At 41.9% G+C, this 21,247-nt stretch carries 24 protein-coding genes and 2 pseudogenes; all 26 read left to right on the top strand.

The window, feature by feature from the left end:
* Nucleotides 1–110: 110 nt before the first annotated feature.
* The 26 genes and pseudogenes from HMPREF9624_RS02055 (at nt 111) to HMPREF9624_RS01930 (ending at nt 21,228) form a co-directional block, all read left to right on the top strand.
* Nucleotides 111–1,025, top strand: a complete 915-nt coding sequence (locus HMPREF9624_RS02055) for a Fic family protein (RefSeq protein WP_009536315.1) — start codon at nt 111–113, stop codon at nt 1,023–1,025.
* 216 nt (nt 1,026–1,241) lie between these two features.
* Nucleotides 1,242–2,252, top strand: a complete 1,011-nt coding sequence (gene plsX / locus HMPREF9624_RS02050) for a phosphate acyltransferase PlsX (protein ID WP_009536314.1) — start codon at nt 1,242–1,244, stop codon at nt 2,250–2,252.
* Between the two features lie 2 nt (nt 2,253–2,254).
* Nucleotides 2,255–2,491: an acyl carrier protein gene (gene acpP / locus HMPREF9624_RS02045; protein ID WP_009534318.1), complete on the top strand. Its 237-nt coding sequence runs from the start codon at nt 2,255–2,257 to the stop codon at nt 2,489–2,491.
* Nucleotide 2,492: 1 nt separating this feature from the next.
* Entirely contained in the window at nt 2,493–3,209 is a 717-nt protein-coding gene (gene rnc, locus HMPREF9624_RS02040) for a ribonuclease III (RefSeq protein WP_009536313.1), read from the top strand.
* Complete coding sequence (gene smc / locus HMPREF9624_RS02035; RefSeq protein ID WP_009536312.1) at nt 3,190–6,450, top strand: chromosome segregation protein SMC; 3,261 nt, start codon at nt 3,190–3,192, stop codon at nt 6,448–6,450. Before rnc ends, smc begins: the two co-directional genes overlap by 20 nt.
* Before the next feature lie 76 nt (nt 6,451–6,526).
* Nucleotides 6,527–7,399, top strand: coding sequence for a signal recognition particle-docking protein FtsY (gene ftsY, locus HMPREF9624_RS02030; protein ID WP_009536311.1), 873 nt, complete (start codon nt 6,527–6,529; stop codon nt 7,397–7,399).
* Between the two features lie 134 nt (nt 7,400–7,533).
* Nucleotides 7,534–7,848: a helix-turn-helix domain-containing protein gene (locus HMPREF9624_RS02025; RefSeq protein ID WP_009534308.1), complete on the top strand. Its 315-nt coding sequence runs from the start codon at nt 7,534–7,536 to the stop codon at nt 7,846–7,848.
* Nucleotides 7,838–9,229 (top strand): signal recognition particle protein, encoded by a 1,392-nt coding sequence (ffh, locus tag HMPREF9624_RS02020; protein WP_009536310.1) that lies wholly within the window; start codon nt 7,838–7,840, stop codon nt 9,227–9,229. The genes HMPREF9624_RS02025 and ffh overlap by 11 nt, the downstream gene beginning before the upstream one ends.
* 153 nt (nt 9,230–9,382) lie before the next feature.
* Nucleotides 9,383–9,622, top strand: coding sequence for a 30S ribosomal protein S16 (gene rpsP / locus HMPREF9624_RS02015; protein ID WP_009534306.1), 240 nt, complete (start codon nt 9,383–9,385; stop codon nt 9,620–9,622).
* Nucleotides 9,623–9,645: 23 nt separating this feature from the next.
* Nucleotides 9,646–9,873 (top strand): KH domain-containing protein, encoded by a 228-nt coding sequence (locus HMPREF9624_RS02010; protein ID WP_009428061.1) that lies wholly within the window; start codon nt 9,646–9,648, stop codon nt 9,871–9,873.
* Between the two features lie 133 nt (nt 9,874–10,006).
* The gene (rimM, locus tag HMPREF9624_RS02005) at nt 10,007–10,531 is read left to right on the top strand and encodes a ribosome maturation factor RimM (protein WP_009534305.1); all 525 of its coding nucleotides are present in this window, start codon (nt 10,007–10,009) and stop codon (nt 10,529–10,531) included.
* Nucleotides 10,528–11,259, top strand: a complete 732-nt coding sequence (gene trmD, locus HMPREF9624_RS02000; RefSeq protein WP_009536309.1) for a tRNA (guanosine(37)-N1)-methyltransferase TrmD — start codon at nt 10,528–10,530, stop codon at nt 11,257–11,259. Before rimM ends, trmD begins: the two co-directional genes overlap by 4 nt.
* Nucleotides 11,260–11,345: 86 nt before the next feature.
* Nucleotides 11,346–11,693, top strand: coding sequence for an ATP-binding cassette domain-containing protein (locus tag HMPREF9624_RS01995; protein WP_009536308.1), 348 nt, complete (start codon nt 11,346–11,348; stop codon nt 11,691–11,693).
* Between the two features lie 248 nt (nt 11,694–11,941).
* On the top strand, nt 11,942–12,439 hold the full coding sequence (locus tag HMPREF9624_RS01990) for a hypothetical protein (RefSeq protein WP_009536307.1): 498 nt from the start codon (nt 11,942–11,944) through the stop codon (nt 12,437–12,439).
* A 316-nt stretch (nt 12,440–12,755) separates the two neighbouring features.
* Nucleotides 12,756–13,316, top strand: coding sequence for a histidine phosphatase family protein (locus HMPREF9624_RS01985; protein WP_036594537.1), 561 nt, complete (start codon nt 12,756–12,758; stop codon nt 13,314–13,316).
* Nucleotides 13,317–13,558: 242 nt separating this feature from the next.
* Nucleotides 13,559–13,714, top strand: coding sequence for a hypothetical protein (locus tag HMPREF9624_RS11715; RefSeq protein ID WP_154646737.1), 156 nt, complete (start codon nt 13,559–13,561; stop codon nt 13,712–13,714).
* A gap of 1,090 nt (nt 13,715–14,804) precedes the next feature.
* Nucleotides 14,805–15,578, top strand: a pseudogene (locus tag HMPREF9624_RS01975) (aldo/keto reductase); the annotation flags it as partial.
* 375 nt (nt 15,579–15,953) lie between these two features.
* A complete protein-coding gene (locus HMPREF9624_RS01970) occupies nt 15,954–16,145 on the top strand; it encodes a transposase (protein ID WP_009536304.1) in 192 nt (63 codons plus the stop codon).
* A gap of 132 nt (nt 16,146–16,277) precedes the next feature.
* Nucleotides 16,278–17,012, top strand: coding sequence for an endonuclease/exonuclease/phosphatase family protein (locus HMPREF9624_RS01965; RefSeq protein WP_009536303.1), 735 nt, complete (start codon nt 16,278–16,280; stop codon nt 17,010–17,012).
* A gap of 145 nt (nt 17,013–17,157) precedes the next feature.
* A pseudogene (locus HMPREF9624_RS11710) lies at nt 17,158–17,498 on the top strand (nuclear transport factor 2 family protein); the annotation flags it as partial.
* 12 nt (nt 17,499–17,510) lie between these two features.
* Nucleotides 17,511–18,116 carry an SAP domain-containing protein gene (locus tag HMPREF9624_RS01955; RefSeq protein ID WP_009536302.1) on the top strand — a complete coding sequence of 202 codons (606 nt, stop codon included), beginning with the start codon at nt 17,511–17,513 and terminating at the stop codon, nt 18,114–18,116.
* A 161-nt stretch (nt 18,117–18,277) separates the two neighbouring features.
* On the top strand, nt 18,278–18,631 hold the full coding sequence (gene rplS, locus HMPREF9624_RS01950) for a 50S ribosomal protein L19 (protein ID WP_009429342.1): 354 nt from the start codon (nt 18,278–18,280) through the stop codon (nt 18,629–18,631).
* Nucleotides 18,632–18,690: 59 nt separating this feature from the next.
* The gene (lepB, locus tag HMPREF9624_RS01945; RefSeq protein WP_009536301.1) at nt 18,691–19,218 is read left to right on the top strand and encodes a signal peptidase I; all 528 of its coding nucleotides are present in this window, start codon (nt 18,691–18,693) and stop codon (nt 19,216–19,218) included.
* Nucleotides 19,219–19,231: 13 nt separating this feature from the next.
* Entirely contained in the window at nt 19,232–20,110 is an 879-nt protein-coding gene (gene ylqF / locus HMPREF9624_RS01940; RefSeq protein ID WP_009536300.1) for a ribosome biogenesis GTPase YlqF, read from the top strand.
* A 4-nt stretch (nt 20,111–20,114) separates the two neighbouring features.
* Nucleotides 20,115–20,759 carry a ribonuclease HII gene (locus HMPREF9624_RS01935; protein WP_009536299.1) on the top strand — a complete coding sequence of 215 codons (645 nt, stop codon included), beginning with the start codon at nt 20,115–20,117 and terminating at the stop codon, nt 20,757–20,759.
* A gap of 106 nt (nt 20,760–20,865) precedes the next feature.
* Nucleotides 20,866–21,228, top strand: a complete 363-nt coding sequence (locus HMPREF9624_RS01930; RefSeq protein WP_009536298.1) for a YraN family protein — start codon at nt 20,866–20,868, stop codon at nt 21,226–21,228.
* Nucleotides 21,229–21,247: the final 19 nt, after the last annotated feature.

Here is a 21,247-nt window from a genome sequence, read left to right as displayed (position 1 = left end):
TGCAAGAATAAGGTATGCCGTTTATCTTTACTTTTTAAGCTCAAACATCTCTTTATCTTTACTTTTTAACAAGAAATTAGTAAAATAAGTAAAGATAATGGAGGAAAAGTATGATTTCGTATGATGCTTTAGAACGGATTTTAAAGGAAAAAGGGATTGGTAAGACAGAGCTTTCCCTGAAACTTGGAATCTCGTCAAGAACTATTGCAAAGATTTCCAAGGGAGAAAAACTGTCCAAGCGAAGTATACAAAAGATTGCGAACTATTTAAAAACCCGACCGGAAAATTTGATGAGGGAAGTAGTGGAAAATCCCATTTTACAGCTTCTTCGTGAGGAGAAGGAATCAAGGCTTCCGGGAGGTCTGTATCATGAGCTTCAGATTAGAATGACCTATAATTCCAATCACATCGAGGGGAGTCAGTTATCTGAAGAGCAAACGCGATTGATTTTTGAGACAAGTACGATTGACACACAGGATGGTGTTCCGGTGGACGATATTTTGGAAACGGTTCACCACTTCCGTGCTATTGACTATGTTATTGAGCATGCTGAAGATCTGCTTTCCGAGGAAATCATAAAGCATATTCACTATATCTTAAAGCATGATACAAAAGATTCTACTCTGAGCTGGTTTTCGGTGGGAGATTATAAAAAGCGTGCCAATATGGTAGGGGGAAGAGAAACAGCGAAGCCTTCCGAGGTCGCCGGCAGGATAAAAAAGCTCTTGGAAAACTATAATGCAATAGAAAAAGTAAGTATTGAGGATATTATTAGCTTTCATGCCGAATTTGAATATATCCATCCTTTTCAAGACGGAAATGGGAGGGTGGGGAGACTCATTATCTTAAAAGAATGTTTACGGCATAACATTATTCCCTTCCTGATAGAAGATAAGAAGAAAAATTTTTACTATCGGGGTCTTAACGAATGGCATAACGAAAGGGGCTGGCTTATAGATACCTGTTTGGATAGTCAGGACAGCTTTTCCCGGCTGCTATCTATGCTGGAAATCCCGAATTCCTAGATTTTTGTCCTCTTTTTATGCTCTTTCGTCCTATTCACCGCAAGTTGACAGTTTAGGGCGAATAATTTATCATATTTCTTGTTGCTATAAGAGAGTAGGAAAAGGAACTTTCTTATGTATAACGATTGCCGGGCTAAGCGCACGGCATCTCGTTTTTGACAGGAAGCAAGGTTTGTTCCTTAGCATCCTGTTTTTATAGCGTAAAAAGGGGTAAATATGGTTCGTATTGCGATAGATGCTATGGGTGGCGATTTAAGCGCAAAAGCCATGGTAAAAGGCGCAGTGGAAAGTCTTAAAGAGGAGGGAATGAAGCTCCTTCTTTTTGGAGAGGAAGAAGTCCTAAAGCAGGAATTGTCTTCCTACAGTTATGATCCGGAGAGGATCGAGATTGTTCCCTGCAGTGAAAATATCAGTATTCATGAATCACCGGTTATGGCGATTCGAAGAAAAAAGGATTCGAGCCTTGTTCGCGGAATGCTGGCTGTGAAAAATGAAGAGGCCGATGCCTTCATCTCCGCCGGATCTACCGGAGCGGTGCTTGCCGGAGGGCAACTCGTTGTAGGAAGAGAAAAGGGGGTTTACAGACCGCCTCTTGCAGCGCTTATTCCGACTAAGAATGGAGTTTGCCTCCTTACGGATTGCGGGGCAAATGTGGATGCCAAGCCGGAATGGCTGCACCAGTTTGCCAAGATGGGCGCAATTTATATGGAGGAAATGCTGCAGATTAAAAATCCGAGTATCGGTTTAGTCAACATCGGTGCAGAAGAAGAAAAGGGAAACAGCCTTGTGAAAGCTGCCATGCAGATTTTAAGGGAAGACACGGACTATAATTTCATCGGTTCCGTGGAAGCCAGAGATATAGTGGAAGGAAACTGTTCTGTTGTTGTCTGTGATGCCTTTGTAGGAAATGTTGTTCTGAAAATGTACGAGGGTGTCGGAAAGATGCTCCTTTCGGAAATTACGGACACCATGAAACACAGCGGTCCTTTGGCACTTCTTGCGGCTCTTCTTTTAAAGAAGCCCTTAAAGAAGAGACTCAAAAAATTTGATGCAAAGCAGTACGGCGGAGCACCTATTTTGGGACTTAAGGGACTGGTAATCAAGGTACACGGAAATACGGACGGTAAGGAAGTCACAACGGCTATCAAGCAAGCAAAGGAATTTGCGGAAAAGAAGCTGACAAAGAAAATAGCGGAGGCTATCGATTTTAAGGAAGTAGAGGAATAAAGATGGAATTAGAGAAGTTAAAGAAGATTATTTGCAGAGAATTAACGAATATTAAGGAAGAGGATATCACCGAAGACACCCGTTTTGTGGAAGACTTAAATGCCGATTCCTTAGATGTGGTACAGATCGTTATGGGAATTGAGGACGAGTTCGGGATTGAAATTCCGGAAGAGGCAAGCTACCAGATTAAGACTGTCGGAGAAGCACATAAGGCTATTTTAAAAGCATTAGGACAGTAAAATGACAGAGAAGGGAGAGGCGCTTTCCGCCTTGGAAGAGCGTTTAGAATATCATTTTCAAAACAGAGAATTGCTGCAGCACGCCTTAATTCATCCCTCTTACTCCAATGAAATGGGAGAGGCCAAGGAAGCCTCCAACCAGCGTTTGGAATTTCTGGGGGATGCCGTGCTGGAGCTTATTTCCAGTACCGTGCTTTATCATAGGAAGCCTGTCATGCAGGAGGGACTTATGACGAAGCTTCGTGCCGCACTGGTTTGCGAACCCGCGCTTGCCGCCGTTGCCAAGGCTCTCAAGCTCTCGGAGCACATTGTGCTGGGAAAGGGTGAGGGAAGAGAGGGAATCCAATACCGGGATTCCGTGCTTTCTGATACACTGGAAGCCATTATCGGTGCCATTTACCTGGATAGCGGTATTGAAAGTGCAGCCTGTTTTATAAAGAAAAATCTATTAAATGATATCGAGAAGAAGCAACTGCAAATGGATGCCAAAACCATGCTGCAGGAATATTCTACGGCAAAGCACCTTCCTCTTCATTACAGTCTTTTGGAGGAATCCGGGCCATTTCATGACCGCTTTTATCGCGTAATGGTGTATCTGGGAGACACGGAGTACGGTATGGGAGAAGGAAGCTCCAAGAAAAAGGCAGAGCAGAATGCAGCATACTTTGCTTTAGAAAAAATAAAGGCGGAAACAGGGGATGTATTTAAAATCTATTGAGGTACAGGGCTTTAAATCCTTTGCGAATAAAACCGTACTGGATTTTTCCCCGGGTATTACGGGAATTGTGGGCCCGAACGGTTCAGGAAAATCGAATATCTCCGATGCTGTGCGTTGGGTTTTGGGTGAGCAAAAGGTAAAACAGCTTCGTGGTGCTTCCATGCAAGATGTGATTTTTGCCGGAACCGCAACAAGAAGACCGCAAAACTATGCCTCCGTGAGCATTTCCTTTGATAACAGTGATCATGCACTATCGCTTCCCTATGAGGAAATCACCGTCAGTAGAAGGCTCTATCGTTCCGGGGAGTCGGAATACCGTTTAAATGGTTCAGAATGTCGTTTAAAGGACATTCATGAGCTTTTTTATGATACCGGAATCGGAAAAGAGGGCTATTCCTTAATCGGACAGGGACAAATTGATAAAATTCTCTCCGGTAAGGCGGAAGAAAGAAGAGCCCTTTTTGATGAGGCGGTGGGGATTGTCAAGTTTAAAAGAAGGAAGGACATCGCCGAAAAGAAGCTGGAAGAAGAGCAAGCGAATCTGGAACGCATTCAGGACATTGTCTCCGAGCTCGAAAAGCAGGTAGGCCCTCTGGAAAAGCAATCCGAAAAGGCCAGAAAATATCTGAGCTTCCGTGATGAGCTTGTAGTACTGGAGTCAACGCATTTTTTGCAAAAGCTGCAGGATACGGAAAAGCTGTTACAGAAGCTGGAAGAGGCGGAAAAAGATCTGAAGGCCACTATCGAAGCAGAAGTCAAAAAGCAAAATGCGCTTTCCGAGTCCTTTAAGGGCTTGGAGGAAGAGCTCCTCTTACTGGATGAAAAGGAGCAGGAAATCAGCCGCGGAAACGAGGAGGACGAGAGCAGGAAAAAAACGCTCGAGGAAGAGATTGTCCGTTTAAAGGAGGCTATCTCCGGAAAAGAAAGCTCGTCGAGGCATTTTCAGGAAAGAGTCAATGCCTTAAAGGAAGAGGCATCGTCTTCCATTGGGAAAATGGAGGATTTGGTTTCTGCACTCCTTTCCATGAAGAAGAAGTTTCAAAGCTTTCTCCTCTTTAACACGGAAGAAGAGAAGGTGAAGCTTGATATTCAGCTGATTGACTCCACTATTTCGGAAGCCAAGCAAATCATCCGAAGTACCTTTTATCCCGACTTTGACTTTGATGAGGGAATACAGGAGAAGGAAGATGCGGAGGCCTCGTCTGAGGACGCGAAAAATTTCCATGCAATCGAAACGGAAATTCGCGCCTTAAAAAAAGAGGGAGAGGAAAAGCAGGAAGCCTTTTCTCATTTGCAAAGGAAAAGGGCGGACGCGGAAAAGACGGTTACGGATAAAAGAGCAAGCTTACAGGATTTCTTGCACCAAAAGGAAAGACACAGAATTCAGCTGGAAAACCTGCAAAATCTTGCCGAGCGCTATGAAGGCTTCGGACAGGCTGTTCGGAAGTGTATGCAGGAGAAAGAGCGGGAAAAAGGGCTAATCGGTGTAGTAGCCGATGTTTTAAAAACCAAACCCGAGTACGAACTTGCACTGGAAACCACTCTTTCTGGCAGTCTGCAAAACCTTGTTACGGAAGAGGAAGCGACGGCAAAGCGTCTCTTGGAGAAGCTGAAAAGAGAGAAACTCGGTCGGGCAACCTTTTTACCTCTTAGTTCGATTCGAAAGGAAAGAGACGGACGTTATGACAGCGTTCGAGGAGAAAAGGGGCTGATTGGCGTATTTGCCGATTTTGTAGAAGTACCGAAGTCCTGTGCAGGGCTCGAGAACTACCTTTTATCGAAGGTTCTTCTGGTTGACAATCTGGACAATGCCTTAGCCATTGCCCGAAAATATAAACATAGTCTTCGCATTGTCACCCTGGACGGAGAACTTCTCCAGGCCGGCGGTGCTCTTTCCGGCGGAGCTTACCGTAATTCCTCCTCTCTTATTGGCAGAAAGAGGGAAATTGACGAGCTCGTGGAGACGCTGAAAGCTATGGAAAGGGAAGAAGGGGAGAGAAGAGCTTCTCTACGAAGAGAAGAGGACGCATTGCAGGAACTATCCTCTATAGAAGCAGAAAAAAGAGAAGAAATCCTAAATCTGGATAAGCTATATCGGGAAAAACTCCTCACCTTCCAGGGAACAGTCAATGCAGAGAGGCAAACTCTCTCTACTAGAGTTGACTTCTTAACCGAGCAGCTTCATGACTACGGAGAAAGACTCGAAAAGAACTTCACGGACCAGATGGATTTAGAAGAGGAAAATAAAAATACTGCCGGCTCGGTAGAAAAGGACCAAAATCAGATTCATGCTTTGGAAGAGAAGATTTGCACTCTTCTTGAAAAGGAAGAAAAAAGAAAAGAAAGTCTTGCCTCTTTAAAGAATAGAAGGGCGGAAATCGCAGAAGAAGAAAAGCGCTTCTACAAAGAAAAGGAAGGCATTCAGGAAGAGCTTTTGCAAATTGAGAAAGAACAGCTTCGACTGGAGCATCAGAAAGAAAAACTGGAAGACCAGTCTGCTCAATCCGCGTCACAGCTCTTCGAAGACTACGGAATCGGGGTCAGTCAGGCAAAGCAGTATTTCGATGAAAATCTTTCCGATAATCCCGCACTTCCCTCTATTATTCAAGAGAAAAAGGCGGAAATGAAGGGACTAGGCTCCATTAACTTGGACAGTATTGAGCAATATACCGAGGTAAAAGAACGCTATGAATTTCTACGGAAACAGGTGGAAGACCTGATCAGCTCGGAGGAATCGCTTCGAGAGATTATTAAGGACTTGGACAGCGGGATGCGAAAGCAGTTCCATGAGAACTTCTATAAGATTCAGGAGCGCTTTAATGAGGTTTTCCGTGTACTCTTTGGAGGAGGCAGCGGAAAAATCGAAATTGATGACAGTGAGGACCTGCTGGAAAGCGGCATTTCCATTATTGCGGAGCCTCCCGGAAAGAAGCTGCAGAATATGATGCAGCTTTCCGGCGGAGAAAAGGCTTTAACTGCCATTTCCCTGCTCTTTGCTCTGCAGAGCTTGAAGCCCTCCCCCTTCTGTCTTCTGGACGAGATTGAGGCGGCACTGGATGACTCCAATGTGGTGCGCTTTGCGAAGTACCTGCATCATTTAACAAAAAACACGCAGTTTATCGTGATTACCCATAGAAGAGGAACCATGGAAAGTGCCGATCGTCTTTTCGGCGTCACCATGCAGGAAAAAGGCATTTCCACTTTGGTCTCCGTGGACCTTGTGGAAGAACATTTGCAATAACTATATCGAAATGGATTTAGTGGAAGAGCATTTGCAATAAGTAATTAGATATAAAACTATGGTATAAGGAGTAGCTATGGCGAATTTTTTCTCAAAAATTTTAAATAATCTCTTTCAGTCGGATCGGGTTGCCGATGAGGAATTTTACGAAGAGCTGGAAGAGGCTATGATTCAAAGTGATGTTTCTTATCCAAGCTGTATGCGAATTATTGATGCAGTGAAGCGCGAGGCGGATCGAAAGGGCGTGAATCTTACCAAGGATGTCCAGAAGATTTTAAAGGATTACCTTTTGGATACCATGTCGGTAGACGAGGATTACTATAATTTCGAGAAAGAAAAGAGTATCATTTCGGTAATCGGCGTAAATGGAGTCGGAAAGACCACTTCTATCGGAAAGCTCGCCTATCACTTAAAGAAAAAAGGGAAAAAAGTCATTCTTGCCGCTGCCGATACCTTCCGTGCCGGTGCGATTGAACAGCTTGTAGAGTGGGGAAATCGTGTAGGGGTGGACTGTATTCACCAAAAGGAGGGTTCCGACCCGGCTGCCGTGGTTTTTGATGCTTTGCAATCCTTTAAGGCAAAGAATGCGGATGTTTTAATCATTGATACCGCAGGAAGACTGCACAACAAGAAAAACCTGATGGAAGAGCTCGGGAAGATTAACCGTATTATTGACAGGGAATTTGCGGAAGGCTATAGAGAGACACTGGTGGTTCTCGATGCCACAACCGGGCAAAATGCAATGAGCCAGGCCAAGATGTTCAAAGACTGCTCCCAGGTCACCGGTGTGGTTTTAAGTAAAATGGACTCCACAGCTAAAGGCGGTATGGCCATTTCCATTCAGGCGGAACTCGGACTTCCCGTAAAGTATGTGGGAGAGGGAGAAAAGATCGAAGACCTTAAGCGCTTTGATGCAAAAAAATATGTGGAGGATATTTTCGCCTTTTAGAGATTTCTGCCGGCCAAGTTAAAAAAATAAAATCTATTGTAGAAGTAAATTAAATATAAAGCACTCAATAGCTGTCAAGAAAAATACTTGACAGCTATTCTTTTTTTTGTTATTTTATTGCAGCGAGGTGTGCTATGGATGAATTTGTAGAAAAAGGTAATCTATTCCTGCTTTACTCGGGACTTTTAAAGGAAAACCAGAAAAAGGTCTATGCCTATCACATTATGGAAGATATGAGCTTCTCGGAAATCGGCATAGAGATGAATATCACGAGGCAGGCAGCACAGTACTTGTACAGTAAAGCCGACGAACAACTTCGCTTTATGGAAGAGAATCTGCAGCTGGGAAAAAAGTGGTTGCGTATTCGTGCACTGGCGGAGAAGATAGCAGAGCAAAGCGGGGATGAGGAAATCAGGAAATTAGCAGGAGAAATAATGCATGGCATTTGAAAGCTTATCAGAAAGACTAAGTACAATATTTCAAGGTTTATCCGGTAAGGGGAAGCTCTCCGAGGACGATGTAAATCTGGCGCTAAAAGAAGTCCGTATGGCACTTTTGGAAGCGGATGTGAATTTCAAGCTGGTAAAAGACTTTGTTGCCAAGGTAAAGGAAAAGGCCATCGGTGAAGAAGTATTTTCTTCCTTAAGTCCCGCTCAAACCGTAATTAAAATCGTAAAAGATGAGCTTACGGCGATGATGGGTGAGGAAAATACCGAGCTGAAGCTTCGTCCCCAAAGTGAGATTACCGTCCTTATGATGGTCGGTCTGCAGGGTGCCGGTAAAACGACTACAGCGGCAAAGCTGGCCGGAAAGTTCCAGAAGATGCATAGAAAGCCTCTCCTTGTTGCCTGTGATATTTACCGGCCTGCAGCGATTGAGCAGTTAAGAGTCAATGCGGAAAAGCTCTCCATTCCCTTCTTTAGTCTGGGAAATCAGGTTAAACCGGAGGAAATTGCCAAAAGGGCTTATGAAGAGGCGAAAGAGAAGGGATATAATCTTCTCATTTTGGATACGGCAGGTCGTTTGCAAATTGACGATGCTTTGATGCAGGAATTAAAGCGTATGAAGGCTGCCGTTCCGGTGGATTGGACGATCCTTACTGTAGACGCGATGACCGGTCAGGAAGCGGTCAATGTCAGTCAGAGCTTTAGTGAAGACATCGGCGTAGACGGTGTTATTCTTACGAAGTGCGATGGAGATACCAGAGGCGGTGCCGCTTTATCTATTAAAGCAATGACCGGACAGCCTATTTTATTCCTCGGTATGGGGGAAAAGCTTGCCGATCTTGAGCCCTTCTATCCGGATCGTATGGCCGGAAGAATCCTCGGCATGGGCGATGTCCTTTCTTTAATCGAGAAAGCGCAGAGCGAAATTGATGAAGAGAAGGCGAAGGAATCCGTTCGTAAGCTTTCCAAAGGGCAGTTCAACTATGATGACTTCCTGGAGCAAATGAATCAGCTGCAAAAGCTGGGCGGAATTGCCGGGATTTTAAAAATGCTTCCGGGGATGAATAAGGCGATGCAGGGAATAGACCTTGAAGACTCCGAGAAGAAGATGAAGCAGGTAAAATGCATCATCCAGTCCATGACCTTTAAGGAAAGAGCCAATCCGAAGCTTATGAATCCTTCCAGAAAGAAGAGAATTGCAAGCGGTGCCGGTGTGGATATTTCTGAAGTAAACAGACTGGTAAAGCAGTTTGAAGAAATGCAGAAAATGATGAAGCAGTTCGGCGGAGGAAGAGGAAAGCACGGCGGAAATCCGTTTGGCGGTGGCTTCCCCGGTATGGGATTCCCGGGCATGGGTGGCAAAGGAAAAGGATTTCCTTTCTAAGATAGATGAAGAGAATCGGAAATACAATTTTTATCTAAATTTCGATTCAGAATTTGATATATTTAAAGTAAGAAATTAGGCGAATATTTCATTAAACGGTTTCAACAGCATTGCTGAAGAAATAAATCAAGTGTATTTTCAAAGGAGAAAAAAATGGCAGTTAAGATCAGATTAAGAAGAATGGGACAGATCCACGCACCGTACTATCGTGTAATCGTAGCAGATTCCAGAAGCCCGAGAAACGGTAGATTTATTGAGGAGTTAGGATACTATGATCCGACTAAGGAGCCTACCGTATTTAAGGTAGACGCTGAAGCTACAAAGAAGTGGTTACAGAATGGTGCTCAGCCGACAGAAACCGTAGCTAGACTTCTCAAGAAGTTTAACATCTAACTCTACAAGGAGGGGATGCTGTAATGAAAGAACTTCTGGAAACCATTGCAAAAGCATTGGTTCAGTTTCCCGAAGATGTTCATGCCGAAATGGAAGAGAAAGAAGGAGAAGTCTTTCTCACCCTTTCTGTAAATGAGCAGGACATGGGAAAGGTGATTGGACGCTCAGGCCGTATTGCTAAGGCAATTCGTTCTGTGATGAATGCAGCTGCATCCAAGCAAAACAAGAGAATATCCATCGATATTCAGTAAAACCGGCGAGATTTATCTGGCAGTTATGATAAGCGCTGTAAAAGCAAAGCTAAAGATTTTTGATTGCTGTACAAGTCTGTAGAGCATAAGGATGCTTTGATTTTACAGCCCTTTTCTTTAGGAGCGGTAAAGCATGTTAGAAGAATTACGAGTGGGCATTGTAGGAAAGCCTCATGGCTTAAAAGGGGAACTTAAGGTCTTCCCCACAACGGATGATCCGAAGCGATTTTCCGCCTTAAAGGAAGTTATTTTAAAAAAGGAAAGCAAGGGGCTGATCTCCAAGGAAGAGAGAGAAGAGAGAGAAGTTTCCGCTGTCCGTTATCACAAGGATACCGTCCTTTTAAGCTTAAAGGGGATAGACAGCATAGAACTTGCCGAAAAATATAGAGATTACTCTCTTTATGTAAAAAGAGAAGAAGCTCTCTCCTTGGCGGAAGGAGAATATTTCCTCGGTGATTACCTCGGTATGGAGGTTTTTATCGAGGGGGAGGAGAGCCTTGGGCAGGTCTCGGAGCTTATTGAAACCGGAGCAAATCTGGTTTTCGTAGTAAAAGGAAAGGATAAGGAGTATCTGATTCCGCATGTTCCTGCTATCGTCTACTCTATAGAGAACAATCGTATCCATATTCATACCATACCGGGGTTACTCGAATTATGATGAAATTTACTGTACTGACCTTATTTCCGGAACAGGTGGAAGCTGCATTTTCCCACTCCATTATGAAAAGAGCGATGGAGGACGGGAAAATAGAGCTATGCTGCATCAATATCCGGGATTATACGAAAGATCCGCACGGGCATGTCGATGATGCGCCCTTTGGAGGCGGAGCGGGAATGCTCATGCAGGCGGAGCCGATATATGAAGCATTTTCGGAGATACAAGAGAAGGAGAACCCCACAAAGGTAATTTACTGTTCTCCGAGAGGAAGAATATTTTCACAGAAGATTGCAGAAGAGCTGGCAGAAGAAAGTCATATCGTTTTTCTTTGCGGACACTATGAGGGAGTGGATCAGAGAGCCTTGGAGCTTCTTAACGCTGAGGAGCTGTCACTTGGTGACTATGTTTTAAGCGGTGGAGAGCTGGCATGTGCCATTATGATGGATGCCATTTCCAGAGTAAGAGAAGGCGTGCTCAACAAGAAAGAGAGCTACGAGGAGGAGAGTTTCTCAAACGGTCTTTTGGAATATCCGCAGTATACAAGACCGAGAGAATATAAGGGACTCACGGTTCCGGATGTCCTTCTTTCCGGAGATCATAAGAAAATTGCCGCATGGAGACATGAGGAAAGTTTGAAGCTAACCGAAGAGGTTCGTCCCGATCTCTATCAGCTCTATAGAGAAAAGAATCCGGAAGAATTTCAGCCTAAGAAAAAGAGAAGAAAATAGAAAAAAAGAGGAGTAAATATCGGGATTTCATTGTGAAAAGGCTCGATTTTATGCCAATGATATTTCCCTGATCAAGGAGATGGTAAATGCTGGAAATCAAAGGCTTGAAGAAGAGCTTTAAAGCAAAAGAAGTTTTAAAAAATCTGAATCTTTCCATAAAGGAAGGAGTGATTGTCTGTTTATTGGGAAATAATGGAGCCGGAAAGACAAGCTTAATTAACTGCATTCTTCGCATGATCCAGGCAGATGCAGGCTCTATACTCTTGGATGGGCGAGACATTTTTACGTATAAAAACGAAGAGTATTTTTCCAAGGTAAATGCTTTGCTGGAATCCAGTGTGAATGTTTATGACTATCTTACAGGATGGCAAAATATTGAGTACTTTTCCGGACTACTGAAACTCGATTCCGGGAACGAGAAAATAAGACTATAATGAAGTGTTGGAAATAATAGCATTTTGCTGCGGATTATCTGGATTTTTGATTGAAAAATAAGGGATATTTTATATAATATTTTTTCAGGAATGTTCTGCCTTAAAGCGAACTGATATAAGCATGGAACTGCTTATGTGGACTCATTGCAATGAATGATCAGGGGCTGTGTGAACGGCACAGCTCCTTTATTATATATCCGGTATCTACAGCCCCGGTTGTTCCGGATAGGAAATAGAGGTAACGCAGATTGGCTGAGATTGTAATAAATGAAAAGGGCCAGAAGGTCGTGGAGATAGACACCATTATCTTTTCCGGCAAGCGAAAAATCGACTGGGATGGCGTTGAACAATATCTTAAGAAATATGTGGGTGAGTCATATCAGATAGATGAGACGGATGATCTGGTTTATATCGGGTCAGATTTCCCTGATGAATATGCCCATAGTAAGTACAATAACAGGGCATTGGGTACTGTCGGCAAGGCGAAAGCAAATGCATCTCAGGTTATACCGGAGCTTATCAAGATCGCAACGGATATTTCGTTCAGTGAAAACTTTGAGCAGAAGCATTCGCATGACGCGAAGTATGGATGGTATTACTGCATCATTCGCTTTACCCTGCCGGTTACAAATGACCAAAAGGAAGTCATCGGAAGAAACAATTTCCGGGGCAGGATGGTTATTCGGTGCGATCAGGATGGAAAGAAATATCTGTATGATATCGTAGACATAAAAAAAGAAACGTAGTACCCCGCTTGAGCAAAAGCTGTACGGTCCAAAACCACATTCCTCTAGCAAGTATCTTATCAGATGCCGCACTCTTCGTCAAGAGGACAATTTGGAAAAGATGCGGGAACAATTTGGAAAAACTGCGGGAACCGTACACATTATTCTGCACATCAGCTGTTGATATTATTGGAAAATAGTTGTAGTAAATTTGCGATAAGATTCATGATTGATTTTAATGAAAAGCTTTATATAGCCACTAATGTAGTAGTGACTTTTTTCTGCATCTTGACCAAATTCCATGTCGGGATGAAATGATAAGGCAAGGAGGAGCAATATAAAAGTCATTCTTATCAGGCATTGCAAAGTGAAATATGGCTGGCGCAATTTTTACAGCTCGGAAGAATTTGATCGGGCGTGTCGAGAATATGACAGGGCTCCGATTGAAGCCACAGTGCTGTCCGTAGATCAGACGGCGGAGGGCGTGGTTTACATCAGTCGCTTAGAGCGAAGCAAAAGCACCGCGCTTTGCTTCTATGGTAAAGCGGCACTCAAGCAGACGGAGTTATTGGATGAGGTTCCTCTTAGATCAAGTTTTGATACGGAATTACGGTTGCCCTTCTGGTTTTGGAATCTGACGGGGAGAATCCAGTGGTTTTTGAATCATCCAAGGCAAGCAGAGCCCAGACGTCTCACAGAGCGCCGAGCGAAAAAACTGGTCGGAAAAGTATGCGCCGCAGGGGAGAACTGTATCCTCATAACACATGGATTTTATATACATACACTCGTGAAAGAGTTTCAAAAAGCGGGGTTCAAAACAAAGCAGCGCAGAGCGTATTATCAAAACGGGCAAGGAATCACATTGTGGCTTCCTACGTCAAAAGAGGGACAAGCATGAGCTGTGACATTTCGGGACAGAACGATTGACTCACCGGGTTTTTGCGCCGGTTTCAAATGAAACTCAGATGCATTCTGGGAGCTAAGCTTATCGGCATCTATATCCACGGTTCGGTGGCATAGAATGCTTTTCGCTGGGAGCGCTCCGATGTGGATGCGTTCGCGCTGGTTTCGGAGTACCTCACCTAAGCCGAGCGCCTTCACTTTGTAGAGGAGATACGAGCACTCAGTGAGGATGGGTCTGTGAAGGGGATTGAAGTCTCCGTGCTCACGGAGGCGGAGCTTCGTGAGGATGCGCACCCCTATGCTACGGAATGCCATTACTCGCTCTTTTGGGATGAATATGTCCGCGAGGCGGGGTGGGAGAATTGGAATCAAGAATTGCGCAGGGATATGTAAAATCGCGTCTTGATACAATGCCCACCGCACGGGAGTGTAGAAAAGTGCTTAAAGTAAAGGCTTTCCGCAGATTTTGATATTCTGCCGAAAGCCTTCTTCTTTATGTTGCGCTACTGTGGGAGTAGCAACTACAATCGCTTGAACCCGCTCCGAGGTCAAACTGGGAACTTTGAAAACCTGATGATCAAACCTTATTCCATTATGCAAATCATTAGCGTGAAAACCTTGATTTGGTTTATGATCAACAGTGTAAAAGCCTTGATTTGCATAGGAATAGCCTCTTTGTTTATAAAACTTAGCTTTCGGTTTGAATACTTTTATATTGTGATCTTGGTGTGCTTTGGCTGTATGGGGATATCCTATATTCTGTCTGCATTCACCCTCATTTTTACGAAAATGGCTTCTTTTTTCAGCATTGTGGGCTATCTGTTTTTATTTCTTTCTGGCAGTATCTTTTCCTTACCGAAATGTTTGCAGTATACTAACCCGTTATCGGCAGGTTCCCATTTTTACGCTCTCTTGATTCATCAAACAGCAGGTGTTAAAGATTTTTTCATGTTACTAATTCTATGTGCAGTATATTTCTTTGTAGGAAAAGAAATTTTTGCCCTTGTTTTTCGAAGAAGTAAACAGTTTAAATGGACCTATTAAGACTATAATGAAGTGTTGAAAATATCTGTATGATATCGTAGACATAAAAAAAAACGTAGTACCCCGCTTGAGCAAAAGCTGTACGGTTCAAAACCACACTTCTCTTAGGCAGGTATCCTATCAGATGCCGCACTCTTCGTTAAGAGGACAATTTGGAAAAACTGAGGGAACACAATGCAATTTCAATGGTTGAAATTCTAAAGTGCAGAGAATAATAGTTAAGACAGGAGGAAACGATTGAACAAATCGTAATAGTGTTATGAAAGAGTATTATATTAATGACCGCAGGATACCGCCTTGCTTGATAGGAACGTGGACATGGGGCAGCGGAAGTAACGGTTCACAGATGATTTTTGGAAAAAAGTATGATACTGAGACACTTAAAGAAACCTTTAATCAAGCGGTTGAGAACGGTTTTGTTTTCTGAGATACGGCAGAGGTTTACGGAATGGGTAATTCTGAAAAGCTTCTCGGCAGTCTGATAAAGGATTCAAAAGAGAAAATAATCATATCCACAAAGTATGCTCCGAATAAAAAATACCAGAAAGGCAAGATGGGAGAATCCCTTTCAAATAGCATTGAGAGGTTGAAGATAGAGGCTCCAGATATATATTGGCTTCATAATTCAAATAACTGTAAGGAAAATTCAGAGGAAATCCTCCAGCTTCTGAAGGAAGGCAAGGTAAAGAGCGTTGGTCTTTCAAACTTCAGCATGAAGGATATAATCGCTGTTTCTGAAATTGCAAAGAAAAACGGTGTGAAGATAACGGGCATTCAGAATCACTTTAGTTTAATTCACTATAACGACGAACAAAAGAAAATAGTTAAATGGTGTCAGGATAATGATGTGATTTATTTTGCTTATATGGTATTGGAGCAGGGGGCTTTGTCGGGAAAATACGATTATAAGAACAGTTTTCCCTTTTTTTCCACACGTAACTTTTTCTTTGGAAAAAAGAAGTTCAAGCAAATAGACCCTCTGATAAAGCTTATAAGGGAATTAGGGAAAAAATATAAAGTTTCCCCTGCTCAGATACCGATTGCGTGGACAATAAGCAAAGGCGTCGTTCCGATAGTCGGCCTAACAAGTCCATCACACGTAAAGGGACTTGTTGAGGGAGTAAACGTCAGTCTGTCTGCTGATGATATAAACAGACTTGAGAAAACGGCAGAGGAAACGCATCTTGTATTCAAAACAAGCTGGGAACCGTAATTCTATATCCCTTCTGACCAGCGGCAGAAATATTCGCCGAAGCTATTTACTAAGCGAAAATCGTAATATACTGGTACAAGATGCGGTGCTACAAGAACAGAAGCTATTGACGCCAACGGACATACGCCGGTAGATGATGCGGAAGTTCCTGCAACCTGTACCGAAGCCGGGGAGACCTCCGGAACACATTGTTCTGTCTACAACGCTATCCTTTCCGGACATGAGGTAATCCCTGCCACTGGGCATACCGCAGTTGTCGATGCGGCTGTAGCTGCGACCTGCACGGAGACAGGGCTTACCGAAGTGGTGGCAAAAGACGATGGTAACACTGTCGTCTTTTTTCTTTGTGAATTTTAGGGAGAAAGGAGGAAGTAAATGGCAGAAAACAAGAAAACAGAAATTAAAGAAATACAGACAGAAGAACAGGTACAACACCAAAAACCTGATGGTATTCTTACGAAAAAGATAAATGGAAAGACCTTTGTAACAGAGATATGTTTTGATAAAAAGAGTAAAGAGACATTTCAAGATAAGTTATTCAAAGTAATACATTCTAATGGGGAATAGTAGCGAGTGAGTAGGAAATCTGGCAGTAGAAAAAAATGCCTAAAAAATGCTATAATATTTAGCGACATAGACAAATAAATTTGAAGTTATCGAGTTGATAAAAATTGATTTGGCGAAATGGAGTGAAAATATATGTACCAAATATTGAATTGGAATACTGCTTTAACAGAAAAGCGGAATACTGCTTTAACAAAAACAGAAAAGGAAAATAATCTTTCGAAGATATTACAATTTATAAAGAAGTTTTTAGACGGAAAAAATACCATAGCCGTATTGCAACAAATCCCATTCAAAATGAAAAATGAAGATGGCAGCTGGATATATAGTGATTCATATAAGAAATTTGAAACTGAATTTTCAAGTGATGAATATAAAATCATTAGTAATAATGACTTTAATGACGGTTTTATAGTTATGCAGACTGTAATTGTGACAAGAATTAAAACGTTTCCACCAAAGGATAATAATATATATACTAAAGGGGAGCCTACTAATAGAGAAGTGGCTATAGAAATAGAGAATGCATTTTCATTATTGGGACTACATGCGGAAAATGGTGAAAAAAATTTGACTTATATAAAAAGTATTAAAGGAATTGCAGATGTTATAGTTGGTGACTTTAATGCTGGCGATTATCAAAAATATACTCATTGGGAAACTTTCAGAAAAATACTTCCATCACATGTATGTGTATGTAATCTACCTACAAAATGTGTCGTGGATGAAAACGGAAAGTTGATTCGAAAAACATGTATTGATCATATATTTATCAAGAGAGAATTGATTACTAAATGTGAGAATGTAAAAGTACATGATAACATAAACTATTCTGATCATTATCCTATAACATTTGATATTAAATTATAAAAGTTGTTGAATTATATATCATGCAATAATTAAATGAAAGAGATAGATTATTGATAAAGGAATGTAGATAACTAAATCAGACAAATTCCAGTTTGTAGAACTAACAGTTTAATAAAAATTACCACAGGAACAGTAAAGATGAAATTTTTCTGATGATGTAATTTATATTTAGAGTTGGTGTCCTAAGTATGAAAACCGTCAAACAGTAAAGCAATGGTTTAACGAGTGGAATACAAGAGGAATAGTGCTTGCGTGGGATATAAAGCAATTTTTTCAAAAGGATAATCAAACTATTGTAGAATGGCACTTCAAAAATAAAATGAATGAGGGGAAAGTTGAAGAATTTGACGGTATTTCTTTGATTGTTTGGACAGCCGATAATAAATAAAGGCATTAAAAGAGTTTGGCTGTAATTGCAATAACTACAATCCTTATAAAGAGAGTGAAACACCCTTATTTCGAGATGAAAAAGCAAATTGGTTTTGAGGAGATAAAACATTGATAGAAAGTAGACCTGAGTTTGATAAAATTACATCGTTTGATGAATTTAGTAAATACTATTGGTATCGTGAAGAACTTTCACAGATATGCAAGTCATTAGGATTAGAATATAGAGGTATAAAACAAGAACTCAATTATATTATTGAGCAGTATTTTAAGGGTAATTTGATTAAAAAGTCATCAATAAAAAATGAAAAGAAAAAAGTGGAAACTATTACCTTAGATATGCCATTACTTGAATGTGGGTTCTCCTTTAACACACAATTTAGAGAATATTTCTCAATTTTAACAGATGTTTCACCATTTAAATTTACTGCTGATATGGCTACTGCTTGGAGAAAAGTAAAAAGCGAAAATGATTTGAGTTTTACAATTCAAGATATGCTGAAAGTTTATTATGGAAAATCAGATTATGCCAAGTATGATAATTCGGTTTGTCAATGGAATCAATTTTTAAAGGATTTCTGTGCAGATGAAAATAGTTGCAACTATTCAAATAAATTAAAAGTAGCTTCCATTCTTTGGAAAGAAGTAAGAAATTCAAGAAATGAAAAAATTTATTCAAAGAATCTTTTGACTGAATATGCTTATAAAATAAAATAAAAAATATTAGCCTTATAACAATAATAGTATTTTTTCTTGCATTTTAGACTTGTCTGTGCTATTCTATACGAGCTGTTTTGTCATAAGACAAAATATAACCCTATAATATGTTCCGCTGACGAGACCGTGTATGAACATAGAATGTTTTGGAGGACTTGTATATGTCAAATTTTGAAATCATTAGAGAAATTGAGCAGGCGCAGTTAAGACAGGAAGCCTTAGCACCGTTCAACACAGGAGATACCATTAAGGTATACAACAAGATCAAAGAGGGTAACAGAGAGAGAACCCAGATTTTTGAGGGAACCGTTTTAAAGATTCAGGGTGGTTCCAACAGAGAGACCTTTACTGTTCGTAAGTCCAGTAACGGTGTAGGCGTTGAAAAGACCTGGCCGATTCATAGCCCGTTCGTAGAAAAGATTGAAGTAGTTCGTAAGGGTAAGGTTCGTAGAGCGAAGTTGAACTACCTTCGTGATCGTGTTGGTAAGGCTGCTAAAGTTAAGGCTGCGAAGTAATTTAAACCATACAGTACAGGTGTTCCTTTCGGAGCACCTGTTTTTTTCTAAGGAGTGTTATGAAAGAAAGAACGATTTTTCAAAAGTTTATTCATACTCTGGTGGACATCCTTGTTCTTCTTTCTTTGGCCTGGTTCATTGTTTACAGCTTCTTCTCCCTTTACAGGGTTTCTGGACACAGTATGGAGCCCGCACTTTCCACAGGTGATACGGTTCTTATTGATGAGCTGAGCTATCGATTCATTAAGCCGAAAAGAATGGATATCGTGCTGTTCCAAAGAGCGGATAAGTCTTATAATATGAAGCGTATAGTCGGTCTTCCCGGTGAGACCGTGATTATTCAAAATGGAAGAATCTATATTAACGGAGAGCTTCTGGAAACAACAAAGATTTCTCCCATCGCTTTACCGGGTTTGGCTAAGAATCCCGTAGAGCTTGGGAAAGACGAGTATTTCCTTATTGGAGACAATACGGATTCCTCGGAGGACAGTCGTTTTCAGAATATTGGAAATGTGCATTTTTCGCAGATTCGGGGAAGAGTCTGGTTTCGCCTGCTTCCTCTTCGGAAAATGAAGCTCATAGTATAGAAAGGAGCCGGAAGTGAAAATACAGTGGTATCCCGGGCATATGGCAAAAGCCAAGAGAAAGATGAAAGAAGATCTGCCCCTTGTCGATGCAATTATTGAAGTGATAGACAGCCGTTGTCCTAACTCTTCCCGTAACCCGGAAATCGACATTTTGGCTAAAGACAAGGCCAGAATCATGCTTTTTAACAAGGCCGACCTTGCAGATCCGGGAAGAACAAAGAGCTTTATGGAAAGCTTTCAGAAACAGGGCTTTTATACCATGGAAATAGACGCCAGAAGCCGTTCCAGTGTAAAGGGCGTAAATAAGCTTATTATGGAGAGCTGTGCGGAGCTTTTAGAAAGAAAGAAGCAAAAAGGGATTCTTTCTCAAAGCATCAAAGCCATGGTTCTCGGCATTCCGAATGTTGGGAAATCCACCTTTATCAACGCCTATGTGGGAAAGGCAACGGCAAAAACCGGAAATAAGCCCGGAGTCACTAAGGGGGCACAGTGGATTAAGATCGGAAAGGATCTACAGCTTCTCGATACACCGGGAATCACCTGGCCGAAATTTGAAAGAGAGATTGTGGGCTTGAATCTGGCTCTCATCGGTTCTATTAACGATGAGATACTGCCGATAGAAGAGCTTATCTTTTATCTTCTAAAATATCTTACCCGTTATTACGGCTCCGCCCTTGTTTCCCGCTATGGAGAAACGCTTTTAGGGAAAGAAGAAGCTTTGGAAGCAATGGACGCCATTGCCATAAAAAGAGCCTGTATCAAAAAGGGTGGCGATATTGATTACACGAAGGTATCGAGACTCATTCTGGACGATTTTCGAAGCGGAAGACTGGGAAGAATCAGCCTGGAGCATCCCATGAAATGGGAAGAAGACAGCCAAATGGAAGTATAAACTTATGACCGATAAAGCAAGAGAAAAGGAAGAGCTTCGGCTCGAGGAAATGCGAAAAGAGGAGAGGGCAGTACTCGATTTAAGTCCGATAGCAGGAGTGGATGAAGCGGGACGAGGCCCCTTGGCAGGACCGGTGGTTGCCGCCTGCGCGGTGATTCCCTTGGACTATCCGTTTTATTATTTAAATGACTCGAAGAAAATGTCCGAGAAAAGAAGGGAAGCGCTTTTTGAGGAATTACAAAAAGAAGCCATTGCCTTTGGAATCGGCATCGTTTCTCCGGAAAGAATCGATGAAATCAACATCTTACAGGCGACCTATGAAGCTATGCGAGAGGCACTGAAGGATATGGAGAAGCGTTTTTCTCTTAGTCCCCGCATTCTTCTAAACGATGCAGTGACGATTCCGGGAATTTCGATTCCGCAGAAGGCTATTGTTCACGGCGACGCGAAGTCTTTATCCATTGCGGCGGCCAGTGTCTTAGCCAAGGTGACAAGGGATCATATCATGCTGGAATATGATGAACTATATCCCGAATACGGTTTTAAGCAGCATAAGGGCTACGGAACAAAGCTTCATAGAGAAGCCATTCTTACACACGGCCCCTGTCCGATTCACAGAAGAAGTTTTTTAAAGAATTTATACAGTTAAATATGAGTAAACTGCCAAAGAGAATGCAATCTCGATTTGCAGACTTTCCTATGAATAATCAGTGCTTTAGAAATAGCACAACGGTTTATCGAGAGAGGTAAATCAAATGCAGAATAATAAGGCAAAGAATACCCATCTTCTCGGAGAAAAGTACGAGAATAAGGCGGTAGAATATTTGGAAGCAATGGGGTATAGTATTTTGGAGCGCAATGCGCGCTTTCACCATTTGGAGACGGATATTATTGCAAGAGACGGGGAATACCTCTGCTTTATAGAAGTAAAGGGGAGAAAGAGCGGGAGCTTAAGCTCTCCCTATGAAGCCGTGAGTCGAAAGAAAATCCAATTTCTTCGGACCATGGCGGAGGGATACCTGGTAAAACGACATTTATCCTTATATGACACCCCTTGTCGTTTTGATGTACTTTGCATTTCAGGGGAAGAAATTGAATTGATAAAAAATGCATTTTAGCTAATGAATAAAGGAGTTT

It is taken from the genome of Oribacterium asaccharolyticum ACB7 (genome assembly GCF_000238075.1).
Classification (GTDB): Bacteria; Bacillota; Clostridia; order Lachnospirales; family Lachnospiraceae; genus Oribacterium; species Oribacterium asaccharolyticum.
Note: the sequence above shows the minus strand (reverse complement) of the source record. Positions and strands in the feature narration are given on the sequence as shown.